Consider the following 22,125-nt stretch of genomic DNA (forward strand, 5'->3'; position numbering starts at 1 on the left):
ACGGCGCTGCTGCGATTCCGGGGTGCTCGGTTGCCGCGAGGGCGCCACCGCGACCGGCCACCGGGGCCACGGCGGGCCGACCGGGAGCGGCGCCGGCTGCCACACCAGCACCCGGCCTCGGCGGGGGCGGCCGGCTCGATCACGTCAGCAGGAGCTTGGCGATCCTCCTCGTCGACGCCCACAGGCCCACCGCGCCCAGGACCGACAAGTAGGCCAGGTTGACGAGCATGCCGCCCGACAGGATGCCCGTCGCCAGGCCGCGCATCAGCTCGATCGCGTGGTACAGCGGGAGGCAGCGGACCAGCCACTGCAGCGGCTCCGGGTACACCGACAGCGGGAAGAACGTCGTCGCGAACAGGAACATCGGCATCAGGCCCAGCGCGATGTAGTCGAACTGGGCCGTCGACTTCAGGTACGTCACCAGTGCCATGCCGATCGCCGAGAAGGCCAGTCCCACCAGCAGGGCCGCCGGGACCATCAGCAGCGCCCACCACGACGCCAGCAGCCCCATGCCCGCCGCGATCGCGAGGAACGCCACCGCGTACACGCCGCCGCGGGTCATCGCCCAGCCGATCTCGCCCAGCGCGATGTCCAGCGGGCCGATCGGGGTCGCCAGCATCGCGTCGTACAGCTTCGCGTAGCGCAGCTTGAAGAACAGGTTGTACGTCGACTCGAAGACGGCGCCGTTCATCGCCGACGTCGCCAGCAGCGCCGGCGCCACGAACGCGACGTAGCCCATCGGGCGGCCGTCCGGGCCCGCCACCTCGGTGACGAGCTTGCCGAACCCGAGCTGGAACGCCAGCAGATAGAGGAACGGCTCGGCCGCGCCGGAGAGGAACATCAGCCAGCTGTTCCAGCTCACCCGCACGGACCGCTCGACGAGCATGCGGGCCCGGCCCGCGTACAGCCCGGGCGGCAGGATCCGCAGCAGCAGCCCGGCCCGCGCCGGCGGGGCTTGGACGCTCACCATCAGACCACCAGCCTCCGGTAGAAGGCCCGGTGCGCGAGCGCCCACCCGGCCGCGAACAATCCCGCGAGCACCGCGAAGTGGCCGAGCATCGCCCAGCCGCCGACCCCGCCGAGGCTCACGCCCCGCGCCAGCTGGGTGCCGTGCCAGAGCGGGGACAGCCAGGCCAGCCAGCGGATGGCGCCCGGCAGCTGGGCGATCGGGAAGAACGTGCCGGAGAACAACGTCATGGGCATCACGACGAACCGGAAGATGATCCCGAACCGCTGGCCTTCGTCGTAGGTCCGGGCCGCCAGCGCGGTGATCGGCGTGGCGCAGGCGAGGCCGGTGACCGTGCCGACGAGGATCACCGGCAGCACACCGGGCCCGGTCCAGGCGCCGAAGAACAGCGCGACGAACGCGTAGATCGCGCCGGCCAGCGTCAACCGCAGCGCCGTCCAGATCAGGTGGCCGCCGAGGACCTGGCCCGGCGACACGGGGGTGGCCGTGACGGCCAGGTAGTCCTTCTGCCACTTGAACCCGGACAGCACGGGGTAGCTCGAATCGCCGACGGCCTGCTGCGCGGCACCGGCGGCGAGCAGGGCGGGCGCGATGTACTGGAGGTAGGACAGGCCACCGGTGACCGCGCCGGGCCGGACCTGGGAGCCGAAGCCGAGCCCCATGGCGGCGAGGAAGAGGACCGGCTGGAGGCCGGTGGAGTACAAAGTGGACACCCAGTGGCGGCGGTACCAGGTCCAGTACCCCTCGACGCGCAGCCAGGCGCCGTGCCACTTGCCGACCACGCGGCCGGTGGATTCGACGGTGGTCATGGCCGCCTCCCGGGAAAGAACCTGCCGACGCGCGGCACGCCGGGGGTCCGGGGGCGCGCCCCCGGGCGGGGGGTGGGGGCCGCGCCCCCACAGAACACACTGGCGAGGGTCATCGGCGAGCGCTCTCCGCGAGCATCGATCTTCCGCATCCCGAGTCAGTCCACCAGCGTCCGGCCGGTCAGCCGCAGGAACACGTCTTCCAGCGAACTGCGCCGCACCAGGCTCGACAGCGGCCGGACCCCGCGGGCGTGCACGTGTTCCAACGCCGCCTCGCCGTCGTCGCTGTAGAGCAGGACCCGGTCCGGCAGGATCTCCACGCGGTCGGCCAGCCCTTCGACCTGCCGGGCCGCCGCGACCTGCTCCCCCGCCGCGAACCGCAGCTCGACCACTTCGCGCGTCGAGTAGCGCTTGATCAGCTCCGCGGGTGAGCCCTCCGCCGCGATGCGGCCGTGGTCCATCACCACGAGCCGGTCGCACAGCTGCTCCGCCTCGTCCATGTAGTGCGTCGTCACGATCAGCGTCGTGCCCTGGGCCTTCAGCCGGAACAGGCGGTCCCACAGCAGGTGCCTGGCCTGCGGGTCGAGCCCGGTGGTCGGCTCGTCGAGCAGCAGCAGCTCCGGGTCGTTGACCAGCGAGCGGGCGATCGTCAGCCGGCGTTTCATGCCGCCCGAGAGGGGGTCGACCTTGTCGCCCGCGCGGTCACCGAGCTGCGCGAACTCCAGCAGCTCGTCCGCCTTGCGCCGGGCCGCCGCCCGCGACAGCCCGAAGTAGCGGCCGTAGATCATCAGGTTCTCCCGGACGGTCAGCTCGACGTCCAGGTTGTCCTGCTGCGGCACGACCCCCAGGCGCGCGCGGATCCGCGGCCCGGCGACCTCCGGATCCAGCCCCAGCACACGGAGGTCACCGTCGGTGCGGGGTGACACGCACGCGATCATCCGCATCGTCGACGACTTGCCCGCGCCGTTCGGGCCGAGGAAGCCGAACGCCTCCCCGCGCCGCACCTCGACGTCGATCCCGCGCACGGCCTCGAACTCGCCGAAGCGCTTCACCAGTGCCTTGGCCTGCACCAGCGCCGGTTCCCGGTCCTCCGATTCGTCCACCCCCCGACCATACGAGCGGGCACCGACAAAAACCGAACGGTTTAGCCGCGCACGGTCACGACCAGCGTCTGCGTCACCCCGTTGACCGTGACCGAAAGCCGTGCGACCCCCGGCCGCAGCGCCGTCAGGACGCCGGAAGCGGGATCGAACGCGACGACGCCCCAGCCGACCGCCCAGTCCGCGCTCACCGGGTACGCCACCGGCACGTCCCGGGTGCCCTGCCGCAGGGAAGCGCGCACGACCACGCGGTCGCCGGGGGCCATCGACGACGGCCCCGAAACCGAAAGCGAGTCGACGTTCGGCCGCGTCTCGAACCGCACCGGCTGGGCCCGGTCGGCCGGGTCGACGCGCAGCAGCGTCCAGCCGACGAACCCGCCGTCGCCGGGCGCGGCGGCGGGTGCCTTGCCCGAGTTGCCGTTGACCAGGTACGGCACGCCGTCCACGCGCGCCAGCGAAAACACGCCCGCGTGCGAAGCCACCGACGCGGCGGGTTTGCCGGACGCCTGCTCGAACCCGGTCAGCCACTGGGTCAGCAGCGTGGCTTCCTTCCGGTCGCCGAGCTGGGAGTTCCCGGTCGGGCTCGGGTCCTTCACCGGGTGGTGCATGGCGACGACCACCCCGCGGACCGACCGGTCGGCGGCCGCGGAGTCCAGCGCGGTGCGCAGCATCCGGACCTGGTCGAACCCGCCCGCGCGCAGCGAGCCGCGCGAGGAGTCCATCAGCACCAGCCGGATGCCGTGCACGTCGACCACCTGGTGCGTGACGCCGAACGCGGCCTGGAAGTTGGCCAGGCCGTTGCCGCCCTCGGCCTCGTGGTTGCCCGGCACGTAGTACCAGGGCACCTTGCCGTCGAGTTCCTCGGTGATGACCTGGCGGGCCAGCACGAAGTCGGGCGCGGTGCCGCGGTCGACGAAGTCGCCGTTGATCAGCACGAGGTCCGGTTTCGCCGCGACGGCTTCCCGCAGCGCCCGCCGCGCCTGGGCGACCAGCGGGCCCGCCGGGTCGTCCGCGGTGAACTGCGCGTCGCTGACGACCGCGACGCGCAGCCCGCCCGCCAGGACGCCGTCGGTGACCAGCGCCGGGTCGCGCGGGGCCGGGTCGGCGGGCACCGCCGTCGTCGGCGCCACCTCGAAGGTCAGGTCGTCGAACACGAGGTGCCCCTCGTACTGCTGGTCCGGCACGTTCTCGACGGCGTAGAAGCGCGCCAGGCGCTGGCCGTCGGGCAGGCCGGCCGGGACCGTGGCCGTGACGTACCGCCAGCCCGTCCAGTCGACGCTCAGCGAGAGGTCCACAATGGACGCCACGTTCGCGGCGTCGCGCAGTTCGGCGCGCAGCCAGGCGCCCTGGCCGTCGCCGTTCACCCACAGCCCGATCTTCTGGGTACCCGAGGGAACCGGCAGCGGCGACGAAGGCGTCACGTAGGCGGCGCGCGTCGCGGTCGTGCCGGTGAGCCGGTAGTCCAGCGCGAGCCCGGCGCCGCCGTCCCGCCCGGGCGCCGCGGACAGCGCCGCGCCGACGACCGCCGGGAACACCGTCGCGCTCCAGCCGGCCGGCCCGTCCAGCGGCGCCGCGACCTGCGGCACCGTGCCGACCGAAGCGGCCAGGTGCGTGGTCAGGCCGGCGGCCGACGCGGTGATCGCCGAAGCACCGGACGCGGTCAGCGCGGTCACTTCGTAGCCGTCGCCCGACGGCTCGACCCGCACGACGGAGTGGTCGTAGTCGAGCTTGACGTCGTCGGGCTCCAGCCAGGTGCCGTAGCCGTCCGCGTCGTAGCCGTAGACCTTGAACGTGCTCTTCGCGCCCGCCGCCGACAGCGCGACCTGCTCGGTGCTCGTGCCGAGCCGGACCGCCTTGCCCAGCACGGAAAGCGTCGTCTTCCCGGACGCGCGCCCGGAGCGCGCCAAGACGTCGACGCTGCCCGCTCCGTGGCCCGTGACGACGCCGTGGGTCACGGTGGCCCGCCGCGGGTCGGAGGTGCTCCAGCGCGGGTCGGCGGCGACGGCGGCGCCCGTTTCGTCGTGACCGTCGGCGACCAGGTGCCGGGTCAGGCCGGTCAGCACGCGGCTCGCGTCGCCGGTCGCCACGGCGGGCGCCGGGGAGAACGCCGTGAGCCTGCCGCTGCCGGGGACGGTCCCGAAGCCGATCCCGTTGGGCACCAGGCGTTCCCCGCCGTCGGACGGCGCGTTGCGGACGCTCGGCGCGGCTTCGCCCTCGTTGCGCGCCAGGAGTGTCGACGAGCCGCCGCCGTCGAGGTTGATCGCGTCGTCGGCGCCGAGGCTCTTCAGGTGCCGCGCCAGTTCCAGCTCGGTCATCCCGCGGCTGTCGGCCTGCCGGCCGTCCACAGTGGCCAGCCACATCTTCCGGCCGTCGGCCGAGAAGCCGACCGCGGTCCGCGGGTGCATGGCCACGTTGTCGACCGGCTGCACGACGCCGTCGCGGAGCAGGACCTCGTTGCCGCCCACGGCGACCGCGATCTTCCCGGCGTCCGAGCGCGGCGCGTACGTGACGCCCACCGGGTCACCCGGTTTGAGCGACGCGAGGGCGTCCGCTCCCGCTTCGCGGGCCAGGAGCAGCGTCGTGCCCGCCGCGATCGGGCCGGCCGCGGGCTGCTCGCGCGTGGCGGTCACGACGCCGCCGCGCAGCTCGACCTCGCGCACCCGGGACGCTCCGGCCACCGAGGTCGCGCGGCCGGACGCACCCCACAACGGCGTGTAGACGCCGATCGCGTCGGTACCGAGGACCGGGCTGTTGAAGTTCGTCGCCTTCACCGTGCCGCCGGGCAGCGTCACGGTCGCTTCGAGGAAGACCGAAGCCAGCTGCGCCTTGCCTGCTTCGGTGATCGACGCGGTGAGGTTGTGGCCGGCGGCGGGCGCGGTCTGCAGTTCGCCGCGGTCGATGCCGACGCCGATCGGCGCGCCGGTGGCGATGATGTCGAAGAAGTCGCCGTTGACGCCGGCCACCGCGCCGGTGCGCGCGAGCTGCTGCGAAAGCGGCGTCCGCGCGGAGACCGTGCCGGGGCTGAGGTACGTCGGCTTGAGGACCTTGCTGCCCAGGTCGACGGCAAGGGTGTCGCCGCGGATCCAGCCGGCCGGGTCGAACCGGTCGAACTGGGTGAGGTTCAGCCCGGGCGCGACCTCGGTGGTCGCGCTGCCGGTGACGAGCCCGTCGTCGGGATCCGCGGCGGCGAAGGTGGTCGCGCCTTCGCGCGCCGAAGACGCGGCGGGCGCGGCCTCGACCGGCGGCGTGCCGAGCGGCGCTTTCAGCGGGTCGGCGTGGGCGGGGACGACGAACGCCGTCGCGAACAGGGCGGCGAGCGGCAGCACCGCGTGTGACTTCTTCACCAGGTACCCCAGTAGCGAGTGAGAGTGAGCCGGACCAGCACAGCGCAGCGGCACGGCCGGGGGAAGACTTCCCGGTGAACGCCGCCTGAATGGTCTAGAACAGCTACCGGGTCAGGCGGTGAAAGGGGCTTTGAGGAGCTGGTCGGCGATCGCGGTGTCACCGCTGACGGCCGGTGGCGTCGCCGTTCGCTTCCACAGGTGCAGCAGGAGATCCCGGGCCGTCGCTTCGGCGGTCGCGGCGGGTTCGGCGGCCGGGCCGAGCGCGGGCGGTTCGCCCGGGTGCAGCGTCCAGACGTCGCCGGTGTCGGTGGCGCGCAGCGCGAGGGGCGCGGTCAGCGACGGCGCGGGGTGCCAGCGGGTGACGCGCGGGAGCCAGGCGGTCAGGAGCTCGTCGACGCCGTCCGCGGCCACGGCCGGGTCGAGCACGTGGTCGCTGCCCGAGTCGGCGAGGTGGACGGCGGTTTCGTGGACCTGGCGGCGGAACCAGAACGCCTTGGTCTTCTCGGTGCCGCCGAAGTGCCAGCACCGGTCTTCGGGAACGGCCTCCTCGAGGGCGTCGAGGAGCAGCTGAGCGCTTTCGGCGTACCAGGAGGCCAGGTCGGCGCCCGGGGGCTGCTCGAAGTCCTGGCTCTGGGGTTCGCCGGTGGTGACGACGGTGGCGGCCCAGCGGTGCACGTTCCCCAGGTGGGTGCCGAGGTCGGCCAGCGTCCAGCCGGCGCAGTCGGGCACCTTCGCGGCCTGGTCGCCCGCGCGCAGGCGGGCGGCGAACGCGTCGGTCAGTTCCCGCAGCACCGGCAGGTACTCGCGGGCGGGGAACGGCATGGTCGTCATCGGGTCTCCCCAGGAGAACCGGGGCCGCGCGGCGGGCGCGGCCCCGGTGCCGGTCACAGGTCGGGGAACCAGAGCTTCAGCTCGCGCTCGGCCGACTCCGGGGAGTCCGAGCCGTGCACCAGGTTGTACTGGGTCTCCAGCGCGAAGTCACCGCGGATGGTGCCCGGGGTGGCCTTCTCGACCGGGTCGGTGCCGCCGGCCAGCTGGCGGAACGCGGCGATGGCGCGCGGGCCTTCGACGGCGAGCGCGACCAGCGGGCCCGACGTGATGAACTCGAGCAGGTCGCCGAAGAACGGACGCTCCTTGTGCTCGGCGTAGTGCTCCTCGGCGAGCGCCTGCGGAACGGTCCGCAGCTCGAGGGCGGCGAGCTTCAGGCCCTTGCGCTCGATGCGCGAGACGACCTCGCCGACGAGGCCGCGCGCGACGCCATCGGGCTTGACGAGGACCAGCGTGCGTTCAGTCACGACGGTGTTTTCTCCTTGGTGCGGTGTGGGTCGGTGCGCGTGAGCGTAGCCGACCTCGGTCAGCGGCCCTGCGGGTGCAGCTTCTTCGACCACAGCGAAGCCCCGGTGGCATCCCGCAGGTCGACCGTCAGGTCGCCGCTCGCGCCGTCGATGTTCAGCTCGCCGAAGTGCTGGAAGCCGTCGATCGGGGCCGTGTTCGCCGCCGGCGGGGCGTGCACGAACACCGCCTCCGGGCCGAACGTCGGGTCCAGCTGGTTCGGGCCGAACGCGCCCGCGTTCAGCGGCCCGGACACGAACTCCCAGAACGGGTCGAAGTCCTGGAACGCCGCCCGCTCGGGCGAATAGTGGTGCGCCGCCGTGTAGTGGACGTCCGCCGTCAGCCAGACCACGTTGCGGACGCGGCGGCGCTGGATCTCGCGCAGCACCCACGCCAGTTCCGTCTCCCGGCCGCCCGGCGCGCCCGGGAGGTTGTTCGCCACCGCTTCGATCGCCGTGCCGTCCGGGACGACCAGGCCCAGCGGCATGTCCGCCTGGACGATCTTCCACGTCGCCGTGCTGCGGCCGAGCGCGTCGGCCAGCCAGCGGGCCTGCCGGTCGCCGAGGATGTAGCCCGGCTTCGTCTGGTCCGCGGTGTTCGCGTTGCGGTAGGTCCGCATGTCCAGCACGAAGATCTCGGCGCGGGAGCCGTACTGGAAACTCCGGTAGACGCGGCCGTCGACCGCCTGACGCGAGTCGATCGGGTGCCACTCGTGGAACGCCTGGTACGCCCGCGGCGCGAGGACGTCGACGCGCTTCTCCGTGTACGCCGGGTTGTCGAGGATCTTGCCCGGGTACCAGTTGTTGAGGACCTCGTGGTCGTCCCACTGGACGTACGAAGGCACCTGGGCCGCGAACCGGCGGAAGTTCTCGTCCAGGCGGTTGTACGCGTGCTGGCCTCGGAACTCGTCGAGCGTCTCGGCGACCTTCGACTTCTCCGGCGTGACGACGTTGCGCCACGTGCGGCCGCCGGGCAGGGTGACCGTCTCCGTCAGCGGGCCGTCGGAGTACACCGTGTCGCCGCTGTGCAGGAACAGGTCCGGGCGGCGGGCCGCCATCGCCGAAAAGATCGTCATGCCGCCCAGGGCCGGGTTGATGCCCCAGTTCTGCCCGACGACGTCGCCCGACCACACGATCCGGGTGTCGCGGCGGCCCACCGGTGCGGTGGCGAACCGGCCGGTCAGCGGCTCGCTCGTGGCGCGCCCGTCGAGGGACTCCGCCGTGACGCGGTAGTGGTACTCGGTACCGGGCGCGAGGCCGGCGACGCGGACCTGCCCGGTTCCCCCGGTCGCCGGGCCGGCGAGCGGGCCCGGGATGCGGCGCGCGTGCCGGAAGGAGGGGTCACGCGCGATTTCGACGCACAGCCGCGAGGGCCGGTCGGCCCGCGACCAGACGATCGCCGAGCCGGGCGTGACGTCGCCGGAGGAGACGCCGTGGGTGAGCACGGGCCGGCCGGCGCGCACGAGCGGCGTCGCGGCGAACGCCGTCGAGGGCAGCACCAGACTGGCGGCGGCGCCGGTGAGACCGGCCTTGAGCAGGGAACGGCGAGAGTGGGTCATGCGCGGTTTCTATCCCGCCCCGGCCAACGCCGGTTTGCGCGCGGGTGAACGAATCCCCGGGTTTTCCCCCATGTCCGGGCGTCGTCGCCATCGGTAGCGTGGCGATCACGACAAGGGGGTCAGATGAGTCCATTCCGGAAAACCCTGGCGGTTCTGACAGCGGCACTCACCATCACCACACTGGGGACAGCCGTCGCGGAAGCCGGTCAAGGGAAAGCCGTTCTCCGCTACACCGAGCACGGCATCCCGCACATCGTCGCGAAGGATTTCGCCGGCCTCGGCTACGGGTACGGCTACGCGGCGGCGACCGACAACGTCTGCGAGCTCGCGAACATCTACCTGACGGTGAGCGCGCAGCGATCGAAGTACCTCGGCCCGGACGGCGACGGCTACCCGTCGCTGTCCGAAGCGGCGAACAACCTCCACAGCGACCTGTTCTTCCAGCGGATCAACGACTCCGGCGTCGTCGACCGGCTGGCCGCGCAGCCCGCGCCGCAGGGACCGCGGCCGGAGGTCCGGCAGATCGTTTCCGGGTACGTCGAGGGGTTCAACGCCTACCTCGCCCGCACCGGCCGGTCCGGCATCTCCGACCCGGCCTGCCGCGGCGCGGACTGGGTCCGCCCGATCACCGAGCAGGACTTCTACCGGCACTTCTACGCCATCGCGATCACCGGCGGCCAGGGCGTGGTGACCGAAAGCCTGTTCGCCGCACCGCCTTCCGGCACGACACCGGCGCCGGGCACGGCCGGTCAGCTTTCCGGCCAGGTGAAGAAGGCGCTGACCGGCAGCGGGCTGGGCAGCAACGGCATCGCGATCGGCGCCGACTCCACCGCGGCGGGCAAGGGCAGTGTCCTGCTCGGCAACCCGCACTACCCCTGGCAGGCGGGCCGCCGGTTCTGGCAGAGCCAGCTGACCATCCCCGGCCGGTTCGACGTCGCCGGCGCGAGCCTGCTGGGCATGCCGTTCGTGCAGATCGGGCACACCGCCGACGCGGCGTGGACGCACACGGTGTCCACGCCGGTCACGTTCGGCCTCTTCGAGGTGCCGCTGACGCCCGGCGACCCGACGACCTACCTCGTCGACGGCAAGGCCGAGAAGATGACGTCCCAGGTCGTCACGGTCCGGGTGCGCCAGGCCGACGGCTCGGTGCAGCCGGTGAGCCGGACGTTCTGGTCGACGCGGTACGGGCCGGTGATGAACGACTTCCAGGGCGTGCCGCTGCCGTGGTCGGCGAAGTCGGCGTATGCGGTGCGAGACGCCAACGCGACGAACCTGCGCGGGCTCAACACGTGGTTCGAGCTGGACCAGGCCCGCGGCACGGGCGACATCGTCCGGACGCTGAGCCGCACGCAGGGTGTCCCGTGGGTCAACACGATCGCCACCGACCGGGCCGGCAACGCGCTCTACGCCGACATCCAGGTCGTCCCGCACGTCACCGACGAGCTGGCGAAGACGTGCAGCACCCCGCTGGGGCAGGGGACGTTCCAGCAGGTTGGACTGGCCATTTTGGACGGTTCGAAGTCGGCGTGCCGGTGGGGCTCCGACCCGGGCGCGATCGAGCCGGGCATCTTCGCCCCGTCGCGGCTGCCGCAGCAGCAAAGCCGTGACTACGAGCTGAACGCCAACGACAGCGCCTGGCTGGCGAACGCGAAGGCGCCGATCACGGGGTACCCGCACATCGTCGGCGACATCGGCACCGAACGCTCGCCGCGCACGCGGGAAGCGTTGCTGACGGCCGAAAAGGGCGGCTTCACGACGGACTCGATGAAGAAGATGCTGTTCACCGACCACAGCCTGTTCGCCGACCTCACGGCGGCGGACCTGGCGAAGCTGTGCGCGTCCTTCCCCGGTGGGCAGGCACCGTCGTCAGCCGGTCCGGTGCCGGTCGGGCCGGCCTGCGACGCGCTGGCCGGATGGGACCACACGTACTCGCTCGACAGCCGGGGTTCGCTGCTGTTCCAGCGGTTCGCGGCCAGGCTGGGGAACGTGGACCGGTTCACCGTGCCGTTCGACCCGAAGGCGCCGCTGACCACGCCGAACACGCTCAACGTGGGCAATGCCGACGTCCAGAAGGCGTTCGGGGACGCGCTCGTGGAGCTGCGCACGGCCGGGCTGGCTCCCGACGCGCGGCTGCGGGACGGGCAAGCGGTGACGCGCACCGGCGAACGCATCCCGATCCACGGCGCCCAGGGCTTCCTCGGCGTGCTCAACGTGATGACGCCGGTGTGGGATCCGGCGCGCGGGAACGTCGAGGTGGCCCACGGGACGAGTTACGTCCAGGTGGTCGGGTTCCGCGGGAACGCGTGCCCGGACTCCTCGACGTTGCTGACGTATTCGCAGTCGGCGAACCCGAGGTCGCCGTACTTCAGCGACCAGACGAAGCTCTACAGCCGGGGTGAGTGGGTGAAGGAACGCTTCTGCGAAGCCGACATCCTGCGCTCCCCCGCGCTGCGGGTGGTCGTCCTGCGCTGACGTCCCGGCGGAGGCGGGCGCTCAGCCGCCCGTCTCCGCCGCCAACGCGCGCAGGCCGGCGAAGGCCTCGTCGAGGTGTTCGCCCAGGCCGCGGTCCGGTTCTTCGATCCAGGCGCCGGCCGCGTGGTGGAACGTCACCCAGCCGACGTGGGCGGCCAGCGCGGCGAGCCGGTCGGCCACCCCACGCGCGCGCAGCGCCGCCGCCAGCGCGTCGCTCATCGCCGCGGCCTTGGCCAGGTCGCGTTCCCGCAGCGCCGGCGTCGCGGCGATGACCGCCAGCCGCGGTTCGGCGAACGGCCGGTTGCCCTCCACGATCCGCCCGGCCTTCCGGAAGGCGCGGACCAGGACTTCGAACGGCGGCAGGCCTTCGGGAGCGTCGGCCACCGAAGCCGTCAGGTCCGCGCGGAGGGCGGCTTCGCCGTCGAACAGCACTTCGCGCTTGTCCGGGAAGTGCCGGAAGAACGTGCGTTCGGTGACGCCGGCCCGCGCCGCGATCTCGGCGGTGGTGGTCCGGTCGAAGCCCCGCTCGGCGTACAGCTCCAGCGCCGCCTGCTGAAGGCGGCGACGCGCTTCTTCTCCACTGCGTGGCACCCCGACAGCTTACCCGTAGCGACAGTCACTGACACTACGCGGTACAGTTCGTAGCGTCAGTCACTGTCGCTACGCGGGAGAGTCCCATTCACGTCTTCATCACCGGCGGGTCCGGCTTGACCGGCCCCGCCGTCGTCACCGAGCTGATCGCGGCCGGGCACACCGTCACCGGCCTGGCCCGGTCCGACGCGGCCGCCGCCCGGCTCGAGTCGCTCGGCGCCACGCCGCACTCCGGCTCGCTCGACGACCTCGGCAGCCTGCGCGCCGGCGCCGAAGCCGCCGACGGGGTCGTGCACATGGCCTTCGGCGGCGACTTCACCGACCTGGCCGACATGACCCGCCGCGACCGGACGGCCATCGAGACGCTCGGCGAGGTCCTGACCGGGTCCGGCAGGCCCTTCGTGAGCACGTCCGGCACGCTGGTCATGCCCGCCGGCCGCGAGAGCACCGAGCGGGACGAGCCCGACACGGCCGGGCTCGCCGCCTTCCGAATCGCGGGCGAACGGGCCTGCCTGGACTCCGCCGGGCGCGGCGTGCGGGCGAGCGTGGTCCGGCTCGCGCCGACCGTCCACGGCCCCGGCGACCGCGGTTTCCTCGCCTGGTTCGTGGACACCGCGCGCAAGACCGGGCAGTCGGCCTACGTGGGCGACGGTGCCAACCGCTGGCCCGCGGTGCACCGGCTCGACGCGGCGGTCGTGTTCCGCCTCGCGCTGGAAGAAGCTCCGGCGGGCAGCGTGCTGCACGCGACCGCCGAGAACGTGCCGTTCCGGAGCATCGCCGAGACGGTCGGACGCGGGCTCGGCCTGCCCGTCGTCTCGCTGACGCCGGAGGAGGCCGCCGGGCACTTCGTCAGCCCGTTCATCGCCAAGGCCTACGGCACCGACGCACCCGTCTCCAGCGCGGCCACGCGGGAGCTGCTCGGCTGGTCACCGCACCACCCGGCGCTGCTCGAGGACATCGCGAACGGCGATTACCTCGCGTAGGAGGTCAGGGCTGGGGTTGCTGCTGGCTCGCGAGGGTGCCGGCGGCCATGCGGCGGGCGACGTCCTTGCGCAGCCACAGCAGCCACAGCCAGACCGCCAGGAAGAGCACGCCCAGCACCGCGATCGCGGGCAGCCAGAACACCAGCGCGATCAGCACGACCTGCAGGCCGAGGATGACCGGCACCGCCCACGGCCGCTTGACGAACCCGCAGGTCACGATGAGCAGGACGGCCACCGCGATGACCGTCCAGCCGGTGCCCGTGCTGATCCCGCCGCCCAGCTTGTTGACCACCGGCAGCGCGAGGGCAACCGTGATCGCTTCCATGATCAGGGTCCCGGACATCACGCCGCGGAAGCCCTTCATCGGGTCCTTGGGCTTGGGCGTCTCGTTCGACGTCACGCCGGCTCCTTCCCGAACAGGGTGCGCGCCTCGCCGGCGGTGACCACCGAGCCGGTGACCAGGACGCCGCCGCCGGACAGCGGCTCTTCGGGGTCGTCGCTGGTCTCCACCAGCGCGATCGCGGTCTCGATCGCCGTCTCCAGGTCGGTTTCGGCGACCACGCGCTCCTCGCCGAAGATCGAGATCGCCAGCTGGTTCAGCTCCTCCAGGGGCATCGCGCGCGGCGACGAGTTGCGCGTCACGACGATGTCGGACACCACCGGCTCCAGCGCGTCGAGGATGCCGTGCGCGTCCTTCTCGGCCATCACGCCGACCACCGCGACCAGACGGCGGAAGGCGAACTCCTCGGCCACGGTCGCGGCCAGCGCGCGGGCGCCGTGCGGGTTGTGCGCCGCGTCGAGCATGACCGCCGGCGCGGCCCGGACGCGCTCGAGCCGGCCCGGCGTCTCGACCTCCGCGAACGCCTCGCGGACGGCCTCGACGACCAGCTGCTTGTCCTTGCCCGCGCCGAAGAACGCCTCGACCGCGGCGAGCGCCAGCGCGGCGTTCGCGGCCTGGTGGGCGCCGTGCAACGGCAGGAAGACCTCGTCGTAGACCCCGCCGAGGCCCTGCAGCTTGAGCAGCTGCCCGCCGACGGCGATCTCGCGCTCCAGCACGCCGAACTCGCTGCCCGCGCGGGCGACCGCGGCGTCGACCTCGACGGCCCGTGCCAAGAGCACCTTCAGCACCTCGGGGTCCTGCTCGGCGATGACCGCGACCGAGCCGGGCTTGATGATGCCCGCCTTCTCCTTGGCCGCGCTGACCGCGTCGGGGCCCAGGTACTCGACGTGGTCGAGGCCGATCGGCGTGATGACGGCGACGTCGGCGTCCGCGACGTTCGTGGCGTCCCAGGCGCCGCCCAGGCCCGCTTCGAGCACCGCGGCCTCCACCGGCGCGTCGGCGAACGCCGCGAACGCCATCCCGGTGAGGATTTCGAACTTGCTCATCTCGACGCCGTCCGCGGCGGCACCGTCCACCATGGACACGTACGGCGCGATGTCGTGCCACAGCTCGGCGTAGCGCGCGGCGGAGATCGGCTGCCCGTCGAGCGCGATCCGCTCGGTGACCAGCTGCAGGTGCGGGCTCGTGTAGCGGCCGACGCGCAGGCCCATCCGGGTCAGCAGCGCGTCGATCATCCGGGCCGTGGAGCCCTTGCCGTTCGTGCCGGCGACGTGCAGCACCGGGTAGCCCTTGTTCGGCTCGCCCAGCAGCTGCGTCAGCGCGGAGATCCGGGTCAGCGACGGCTCGATCTTCGTCTCCGGCCAGCGCTGGTTCAGCTCGGCTTCGACGGCCAGCAGCTCGCGCCGCGCTTCGGGCCCGTTCGGGTCGCCGTACACCGCGGTTTCGCCCTGGTCGTCGAGTTCGTGCAGCTCGGCGTCCTCGGGGACGGTCAGGTCCGGCACCGGGCCGGTGGCGAGGTTGTCGCCGAGCTGGCCGACCCCGCCGATGCCGCCGCGCGCGCCGCCGCCCGCTTCGAACGCGGTGTCGCGGACGTCCAGCTCCGGGTCGTGGTCGTCGGACTCCTCGTACCCCGACGTCCCCAGTTCGTCGACGCCCGCGAAGCTGTCGAGATCCGACAGGTCCGGCTTGCGACCTGTCTCATCCTGCGGCACTGCATCTCCTCCGGCCTGGGGTTTTCGGCTTGCCTTGCGAGTCTACGTGCGGGCGCGGTGGCACTCTCGACGCATGCCGTTCAACCACAACGACCACTACCACCCGCTGCTGCTGGACCACCTGCCGCCGGGGCCGGGGCTCGCGCTGGACGTCGGGTGCGGCACCGGCCGGTTCGCGCGGCGGCTGGCCGCGACCGGCATGGCGGTGGAGGCGGTCGACGTCTCCGCGGCGATGGTCCAGGCGGCCGCGGGCCTCGGGTCGCCCGGACCGGGCGAGATCGTCTACCGGCAGGCCGACGTCACCACCGATCCCCTGCCCGAGGCGCACTACGACTTCATCTCGTGCCTGGCGTCGCTGCACCACATGCCGGTCGAGACGCTCGCCAAGCTGCGCCGCGCGCTGGTGCCGGGCGGCGTGCTCGTGGTGCTCGGCCTGGCCCGGCCCAGCACGCCGGCGGACTGGGCGCTGGCGATCGCGGCGGTGCCGGTCAACGCGCTCGCGAAGCTGGTCGTCTACGCCGGTGAGCGGCTGAACGGCGGCGCGGAGGACGGCCCGAAGGCCCCGGTCGTCGACGACTTCCCGACGATGGCCGAGGTGCGGCGCGAAGCGGCCCGGCTGCTGCCTGGGAGCACGGTCCGGCCGTTGCTGTTCTGGCGCACGCTGGTCACTTACCGTGAGCGTGGCGACGGTGACCCCACCGCGGGGTGAAGTTCATCCCCGTCGCCGCCCGAGGCTCGCTAGATGTGGAGGCAGCGTTTCCACCAGCGAGAACGGGGTCTTCTTCATGCGCATCACCCGGCTGCTCACCGCCGTCGTCTCGGCAGCCATCCTGCTGCCGGCGTCGGCCACGGTGGCGTCTCCGGCGTCCGCGGCGACCGTCGGCAGCTACGTCGCCCTCGGCGACTCCTACACCTCCGGGCCGTTCATCCCCACCCAGCGGCTCGACCCGCTGGGCTGCGGGCGGTCCACCGCGAACTACCCGTCGGTGCTGGCCGCGGCGCTGCACGCCGGCCGGTTCACCGACGTCAGCTGCGCCGGCGCGGACACCACGAACATGACCCGGCCGCAGGGCGTGCCGTTCAACGGGACCAACCCGCCGCAGCTGGGCGCGCTGCGGATCGACACCGACCTGGTCACCCTCGGCATCGGCGGCAACGACTACGGCGTGTTCGGCAGCCTGACCTCGACGTGCCCCGGCCTGCGGGCGAGCGACCCGACGGGCAACCCCTGCGAGGAGCACTTCACCGGCTCGGTCACCTCGGTGATCGACAACATCGAGCCACGGGTGGAGGCGGTGCTCGCCGCCATCCACGAGCGTTCGCCGAACGCGCGGGTCCTCGTGGTCGGCTACCCGCGGATCGCGCCGGAGAAGGGCTACTGCCCGGACGTGCTGCCGTTCGCCGACGGCGACTACGCGTGGCTGAACAGCGTCGAGGAGAAGCTGAACGGCGCGCTGTCCGACGCCGCGGACGCCGACGGCAAGGCGGAGTTCGTCGACACGTTCGGCCCGTCCCGCGGCCACGACGCGTGCGCGCGCGGCGGCTCGGCGTGGATCAACGGGAAGGACCAGAACATCTTCGAGGCAGCGGCGTACCACCCGCTCAAGGCGGGGATGGCGGGCGTGGCGGCGGTCGTGCTCAAGGCGTTGCGCTGAGGAACTCCAGCACCAGCCGGGCGAACTCGTCCGGCAGCTCGGCCGGGGCACCGTGCCCCGCGTCGATCTCGGCGGCGCGCGCGTCCGGGATCGCGGCGACCAGCTCCTGCTGCTGTTCTGCCGTGATCAGCCGGTCGTGCGCGCTGCCGAGGACCAGCACCCGCGCGGTGATCTTCCCCAGGACCGGGCGGAGGTCGACCGCGCGGTCGGCTTCGATCTGGCGGGCCGTCCCGGGCTGGATCGCCGCCTCGAGCGTCTTGACGAGCTGTTCGTTGCTCTCGGCGGTCGCCTGGTCCCAGTAGCGCGGGCCGAACGCCATCAGCGGCAGCATGCGGGCGAAGGTCCCCGTCCCGAGCAGGTCCAGCCAGTAGCGGAACTCGGCGTCCTGCCGCGTGTCGGTCGCGGGCCACGCGGCGTGCAGCACCGCTTTCCGGACGCGCTCCGGACGGGTGCCGGCCAGGTGGGCCGCGACCACCGCGCCGAGGGAGTGCCCGACGACGTCGGCTTCTCGTGCGCCGGCGTGGTCCAAGACGGCTTCGGCCTGGGCGGCCAGGGCTTCGACGGTGATCGGGCCGCCACCGTCGGTGGTCCGGCCGGAGCCGGGGAAGTCGGGGGCCAGGACGGTTCGGCGCTGTCCGGCTTGTCCGGTGAGGTGTGCCCACTGCTCCCGGGAGGCGGCGGTGCCGTGCAGGAGGAGCAGGGCAGGGCCGTCACCGGTCCGGTCGTAGTGGACGACGGTGTCTTCGAGCGTCACTTCGGGCATGGGTCAGGCGACCTCGCGGAGGGCGGCGGTGAACGCGCGCGGGTCTTCCTGGTGCGGGATGTGGCCACAGCCGTCGAGGACCCGCACTTTCGCGCCGGGCGTCCGCGCCGCGCACTCCCGCGCGACTTCGAGGGGGATCTGGGTGTCGAGTTCGCCGTGCAGGTAGGTGATCGGCACCTTCAGGTCCTTCAGCCGGGGCCGCGGGTCGTAGGTGGTGATCCCGGTGAGGTGGGCGTCGATGTGGACGCCGGAGTCGAGCAGCTGGCGGACGGTCCAGTCGACGAGCGCGGGCGAGGCCTTCGGGCCGAACCAGCCGGGCACCCAGCCGGCGACGGTGCCGAAGCGGTCGTCGACGAGCTTCGTCAGCAGGTCCCGCACGGTTTCGCGCATGCCGGTGCTGGGCCAGTAACCGGGGCTGTCGACGGCGACGACCTGGTCGACGAGCTCCGGGCGGGCGAGGGCGAGTTCGGTGGCGAAGACGCCGGCGATGCTGGAGCCGACGACGGTGGGTTGTGTTTCCAGCGTTTCGATCACCGCGGCGAGGTCTTCGACGACACCGGCGACGGAGTTGCCGTCGAGCGGCCGGTCCGAGCGGCCGCAACCGCGCCAGTCGAGGGTGATGACGCGGTGGTCGCGCACGAGATCGGGCAGGCAGGCCTGCCAGACGCGGCCGTTGGCGCCCCAGCCGTGCAGGAGCAGCAGGGCCGGGCCGGTGCCGGCGTCCTCGTAGTAGAGCCGGGTGTCGTTCACTGTCGTGTAAGGCATGTCCCGAGCTTGCTGCGCTGTTCCGGCGTGATCGAGGAGCGGTCCGCTCGTACACTCATCACGAAAGCTGATGAATGAGGTGGGGCCGGTGGAGCTGCGGCAGCTGAGGTACTTCGTGGCGGTGGCGGAGGAGCTGCACTTCGGCCGCGCGGCGGAGCGGCTGCACATCGTCCAGCCGGCGGTGAGCCAGCAGGTGCGCCGGCTGGAGCGCTCGCTGGGGGTGGAACTGCTCCGGCGCACGACGCGGTCGGTTGTCCTGTCGGAGGCCGGGCACCGGTTCCTGCCGCACGCGCGGGCGGTGCTGTCGGCGGCCGACCGGGCGGCGGATGCGGTGCTGGAGTTCCGGCCGTCCGGGTCATCGGTCCGCCTGGGGACCAGCGAGGGGCTGGGTGATCGGCTGGACGTGGTGTTGGGGGCGTTCTCGCGGCTGGCGCCTTCGGCTTCGCTGGAGTTGGTGCACGCGCCCACTTCTCAGCGGCTGGAGCGGGTCCGGGACGGTTCTTTGGACGCGACCATCGTGCGGGGTTCGTGGCCTTCGTCCGGGCTCGACTTCACTCCTTTGTGGATGGACGAGGTCCTGGTCGCGTTGCCTGCTTCTCATCCGTTGGCCGCTTCCGATGCGGTTTCTTTTGCTTCGCTGGCTTCGCTTCCCGTGCGGTTGAGCCCGCCTTCGCGGAACCGGCCGCTGTTCGAGCTGGTGGTGTCCTGTTGCCGTTCGGCGGGGTTCGAACCGGTGCTGGGTCCGGATTTCACGACGGCTCAGGACACGTTGGGGACATTGGGCTTCGGGCGTCCACACTGGACTGTGTTCTACCGGGCACACGCCAATTTGCTGCCGGTGCCGGGGGTGGTGTTCCGGCCGCTTCGCGACCCTGTGCCGCGGATGCAGACGTACTTGGCGACCCCGGCCGAGCGGAGGGTGACCCCGGAGGTGGTGGCGTTGATCGAAGCGGCACGAACCGTCGAGGCCGGCTGAGCAGCCCCGTCTCAAACATTACCGGAGGGGTACGACAAAGCCCGGCGCTCCGCGAGGGAGCGCCGGGCTTCGGCCGTCGACCTCAGGAAGCCGGCAGGGCGGCCAAGCGGGCCGTGATGCGGTCGATGTCCGACACCGCCGTTTCCCTGCGCAGCTTGATCTTGTCGACCACGTGCTCCGGGGCCTTCGCGATGAACGCCTCGTTGCCCAGCTTGGCCTCCGTCTGGGTCAGCTCCTTCCGCGCCGCCGCCAGGTCCTTCTCCAGGCGCTTGCGCTCCGCCGCCACGTCGACCGTGCCCGACAGGTCCAGCTCCACCGTCACCACGCCGTCCGCCAATGCCACCTCCAGGGACGCACTGACCGCGAACTCGTCCGACGGCTCCGTCAAGCGGACCAGAGAGCGGACCGCCTCCTCGTGGCCGCCCGCGTAGCCCGCCAAGCGGGCCGCCACCTTCTGGCCCGGCTTCAGGCCCTGGTCCGCGCGGAAGCGGCGGATCTCCGTCACCAGCTTCTGGACGTCCGCGATCCGCGCGTCCGCCACCGCGTCCGCGTAGCCCTCGAACGGCACCGGCCACGACGCGACCACCAGCGATTCGCCGCCGGTCAACGCCGTCCAGAGCTTTTCGGTGATGAACGGGATGAACGGGTGCAGCAGCCGCAGCACCGTGTCGAGCACGTGCCCCAGCACCGATCGCGTTGCCGCGACGCGCGCGTCATCTCCTTGGTACAGCTGGACCTTCGCCAGCTCCAGGTACCAGTCGCACAGCTCGTTCCACGTGAACTGGTAGAGCGCGCCCGCCACCTTCGCGAACTGGAAGTCCTCGAACAGGCCGTCCACTTCGGACACCAAGGCGCTCAGCCGCCCGAGGATCCAGCGGTCCGCCTCCGTCAAAGCAGAAGCGTCGGGCAACGGCGAAGCGACCGAAGCCCCGTTCATCATCGCGAACTTGGTCGCGTTCCACAGCTTCGTGCAGAAGTTGCGGGAGCCCGCCGCCCACTCGTCGGCGAGCGCCATGTCCGCGCCCGGGTTCGCGCCGCGGGCCAGGGTGAACCGCGTGGCGTCCGCGCCGTACGCGTCCATCCACTCCAGCGGGTCGATCACGTTGCCGCGCGACTTCGACATCTTCTTGCCGTTCGCGTCCCGGATCAGGCCGTGCAGGTACACGTGGTCGAAGGGCTGCGACCCCTTCATCTGGTGGACGCCGAACATCATCATCCGGACGACCCAGAAGAACAGGATGTCGTAGCCCGTCGAGAGCACGCTCGTCGGGTAGAACTTGGCCAGGTCTTCCGACGGCGACGGCCAGCCCAGCGTCGACATCGGCCACAGGCCCGACGAGAACCACGTGTCGAGCACGTCCGGGTCCTGCGTCCAGCCCTCGCCCGACGGCGGCTGCTCGTCCGGGCCCACGCACACGACCTCGCCGTCCGGGCCGTACCAGACCGGGATGCGGTGCCCCCACCACAGCTGGCGCGAGATCGTCCAGTCGTGCATGTTGTCGACCCAGTCGAAGTACCGCTTGCCCAGCTCCGGCGGGTGGATCTTCGTCCGGCCGTCGCGGACCGCGTCGCCGGCCAGCTTCGCCAGCTCCTCGACCTTGACCCACCACTGCAGCGACAGCCGCGGCTCGACGACCGTGTCGCAGCGCGAGCAGTGCCCGACCGCGTGCACGTACGGCCGCTTCTCCGCGACGATCCGGCCGGCCTCGCGCAGCGCGGCGACGACCGCCGGGCGCGCCTCGAACCGGTCCAGCCCCTCGAACGGGCCCGGCGCGGTGATCTCGGCGCGCTCGTTCATGATCGTCAGCATCGGCAGGTCGTGGCGGCGGCCGATCTCGAAGTCGTTCGGGTCGTGCGCCGGGGTGACCTTCACCGCACCGGTGCCGAACTCGGGGTCGACGTGCTTGTCGGCCACGATCGGGATGCGGCGGCCGGTCAGCGGCAGCTCGACCTCGGTGCCGACCAGGTGCGCGTACCGCTCGTCGTCCGGGTGGACGGCGACCGCGGTGTCGCCCAGCATCGTCTCCGCGCGGGTCGTCGCCACCACGATCGCGTTGTCGCCGTCGCCGTAGCGGATCGACACGAGCTCGCCGTCGTCGTCGTTGTGGTCGACCTCGATGTCCGACAGCGCCGTCTGGCAGCGCGGGCACCAGTTGATGATCCGCTCGGCCCGGTAGATGAGGCCCTCGTCGAAGAAGTTCTTGAACACCGTCTGGACGGCCTTCGACAGGTTCTCGTCCATGGTGAACCGCTCGCGCGACCAGTCGACGCCGTCGCCGAGGCGCTTCATCTGGCCGAGGATCTTGCCGCCGTACTCGGCCTTCCACTCCCAGACGCGCTCGACGAACTTCTCGCGGCCCAGGTCGTGGCGCGAAAGGCCCTCGCCGGCGAGCTGGCGCTCGACGACGTTCTGCGTCGCGATGCCGGCGTGGTCCATGCCCGGCAGCCACAGCACCTCGTAGCCCTGCATGCGACGGCGGCGGCTCATCGCGTCCATCAGGGTGTGGTTGAGGGCGTGACCCATGTGCAGCGAACCGGTGACGTTCGGCGGCGGCAGTACGATCGAGAACGGCGGCTTCCCCGACGAGGCGTCGGCCGTGAAGTACCCGGCCGCTACCCAGCGGTCGTACATCGGTGCTTCCTCGGCGGCCGGGTCCCAGGCACCCGGAAGGTCGGTGGTCTGCTGCGGAGCGTTCTCGGTCACAATGGACAAGTCTACGAACCCGTCACGGCGGGTCACCCAGGGGGAAGGCACTCTGAC

Annotated in this window: 18 protein-coding genes; 5 read left to right on the top strand and 13 right to left on the bottom strand. The window is 72.1% G+C overall.

The window, feature by feature from the left end:
- Positions 1 to 139: 139 nt before the first annotated feature.
- The 7 genes from ACWEVP_RS14915 to ACWEVP_RS14945 form a co-directional block, all read right to left on the bottom strand.
- Positions 140 to 970: an ABC transporter permease gene (locus tag ACWEVP_RS14915; protein ID WP_452063098.1), complete on the bottom strand. Its 831-nt coding sequence runs from the start codon at positions 968 to 970 to the stop codon at positions 140 to 142.
- Positions 970 to 1,776: an ABC transporter permease gene (locus ACWEVP_RS14920; RefSeq protein WP_452063099.1), complete on the bottom strand. Its 807-nt coding sequence runs from the start codon at positions 1,774 to 1,776 to the stop codon at positions 970 to 972. The genes ACWEVP_RS14915 and ACWEVP_RS14920 overlap by 1 nt, the downstream gene beginning before the upstream one ends.
- Positions 1,777 to 1,931: 155 nt before the next feature.
- Positions 1,932 to 2,876 carry an ABC transporter ATP-binding protein gene (locus tag ACWEVP_RS14925; protein ID WP_452063100.1) on the bottom strand — a complete coding sequence of 315 codons (945 nt, stop codon included), beginning with the start codon at positions 2,874 to 2,876 and terminating at the stop codon, positions 1,932 to 1,934.
- 41 nt (positions 2,877 to 2,917) lie between these two features.
- Positions 2,918 to 6,199: a phosphodiester glycosidase family protein gene (locus ACWEVP_RS14930; RefSeq protein ID WP_452063305.1), complete on the bottom strand. Its 3,282-nt coding sequence runs from the start codon at positions 6,197 to 6,199 to the stop codon at positions 2,918 to 2,920.
- A 129-nt stretch (positions 6,200 to 6,328) separates the two neighbouring features.
- Positions 6,329 to 7,048 carry a maleylpyruvate isomerase family mycothiol-dependent enzyme gene (locus ACWEVP_RS14935; protein ID WP_452063101.1) on the bottom strand — a complete coding sequence of 240 codons (720 nt, stop codon included), beginning with the start codon at positions 7,046 to 7,048 and terminating at the stop codon, positions 6,329 to 6,331.
- A 53-nt stretch (positions 7,049 to 7,101) separates the two neighbouring features.
- Positions 7,102 to 7,512, bottom strand: coding sequence for a nucleoside-diphosphate kinase (gene ndk / locus ACWEVP_RS14940; RefSeq protein ID WP_043777641.1), 411 nt, complete (start codon positions 7,510 to 7,512; stop codon positions 7,102 to 7,104).
- Between the two features lie 59 nt (positions 7,513 to 7,571).
- Positions 7,572 to 9,107 (bottom strand): alkaline phosphatase D family protein, encoded by a 1,536-nt coding sequence (locus ACWEVP_RS14945; protein WP_452063102.1) that lies wholly within the window; start codon positions 9,105 to 9,107, stop codon positions 7,572 to 7,574.
- A 123-nt stretch (positions 9,108 to 9,230) separates the two neighbouring features.
- Here ACWEVP_RS14945 and ACWEVP_RS14950 point away from each other — a divergent pair, with 123 nt between their 5' ends.
- Entirely contained in the window at positions 9,231 to 11,579 is a 2,349-nt protein-coding gene (locus tag ACWEVP_RS14950; RefSeq protein ID WP_452063103.1) for a penicillin acylase family protein, read from the top strand.
- Positions 11,580 to 11,600: 21 nt separating this feature from the next.
- Here ACWEVP_RS14950 and ACWEVP_RS14955 read toward each other — a convergent pair whose 3' ends face one another.
- The gene (locus tag ACWEVP_RS14955) at positions 11,601 to 12,170 is read right to left on the bottom strand and encodes a TetR family transcriptional regulator (protein ID WP_452063104.1); all 570 of its coding nucleotides are present in this window, start codon (positions 12,168 to 12,170) and stop codon (positions 11,601 to 11,603) included.
- A gap of 98 nt (positions 12,171 to 12,268) precedes the next feature.
- On the opposite strand from ACWEVP_RS14955, the gene ACWEVP_RS14960 reads away from it, so the two are divergent.
- On the top strand, positions 12,269 to 13,153 hold the full coding sequence (locus tag ACWEVP_RS14960) for an SDR family oxidoreductase (RefSeq protein ID WP_452063306.1): 885 nt from the start codon (positions 12,269 to 12,271) through the stop codon (positions 13,151 to 13,153).
- 4 nt (positions 13,154 to 13,157) lie between these two features.
- Here ACWEVP_RS14960 and ACWEVP_RS14965 read toward each other — a convergent pair whose 3' ends face one another.
- A complete protein-coding gene (locus ACWEVP_RS14965; protein WP_400905867.1) occupies positions 13,158 to 13,517 on the bottom strand; it encodes a DUF4233 domain-containing protein in 360 nt (119 codons plus the stop codon).
- Between the two features lie 32 nt (positions 13,518 to 13,549).
- Entirely contained in the window at positions 13,550 to 15,205 is a 1,656-nt protein-coding gene (gene folC / locus ACWEVP_RS14970) for a bifunctional tetrahydrofolate synthase/dihydrofolate synthase (protein ID WP_452063105.1), read from the bottom strand.
- A 73-nt stretch (positions 15,206 to 15,278) separates the two neighbouring features.
- On the opposite strand from folC, the gene ACWEVP_RS14975 reads away from it, so the two are divergent.
- Together ACWEVP_RS14975 and ACWEVP_RS14980 are read left to right on the top strand one after the other, a co-directional pair.
- Positions 15,279 to 15,914 (top strand): class I SAM-dependent methyltransferase, encoded by a 636-nt coding sequence (locus ACWEVP_RS14975; protein WP_452063106.1) that lies wholly within the window; start codon positions 15,279 to 15,281, stop codon positions 15,912 to 15,914.
- A gap of 76 nt (positions 15,915 to 15,990) precedes the next feature.
- Positions 15,991 to 16,860, top strand: a complete 870-nt coding sequence (locus ACWEVP_RS14980; RefSeq protein ID WP_452063107.1) for an SGNH/GDSL hydrolase family protein — start codon at positions 15,991 to 15,993, stop codon at positions 16,858 to 16,860.
- On the opposite strand, the gene ACWEVP_RS14985 is transcribed toward ACWEVP_RS14980, so the two are convergent.
- Positions 16,844 to 17,623, bottom strand: a complete 780-nt coding sequence (locus ACWEVP_RS14985) for an alpha/beta fold hydrolase (RefSeq protein ID WP_452063108.1) — start codon at positions 17,621 to 17,623, stop codon at positions 16,844 to 16,846. The genes ACWEVP_RS14980 and ACWEVP_RS14985 overlap by 17 nt on opposite strands.
- 3 nt (positions 17,624 to 17,626) lie before the next feature.
- Positions 17,627 to 18,388 carry an alpha/beta fold hydrolase gene (locus ACWEVP_RS14990; RefSeq protein WP_452063109.1) on the bottom strand — a complete coding sequence of 254 codons (762 nt, stop codon included), beginning with the start codon at positions 18,386 to 18,388 and terminating at the stop codon, positions 17,627 to 17,629.
- 70 nt (positions 18,389 to 18,458) lie between these two features.
- Between ACWEVP_RS14990 and ACWEVP_RS14995 the strand changes: the two genes are divergently transcribed.
- A complete protein-coding gene (locus tag ACWEVP_RS14995) occupies positions 18,459 to 19,364 on the top strand; it encodes a LysR family transcriptional regulator (protein WP_452063110.1) in 906 nt (301 codons plus the stop codon).
- 82 nt (positions 19,365 to 19,446) lie between these two features.
- Here the strand turns inward: ACWEVP_RS14995 and ACWEVP_RS15000 are convergent, their stop codons facing one another.
- Positions 19,447 to 22,068 carry a valine--tRNA ligase gene (locus tag ACWEVP_RS15000; RefSeq protein WP_452063111.1) on the bottom strand — a complete coding sequence of 874 codons (2,622 nt, stop codon included), beginning with the start codon at positions 22,066 to 22,068 and terminating at the stop codon, positions 19,447 to 19,449.
- Between the last annotated feature and the right edge of the window lie 57 nt (positions 22,069 to 22,125).

It is taken from the genome of Amycolatopsis sp. NPDC003865 (assembly GCF_053605345.1).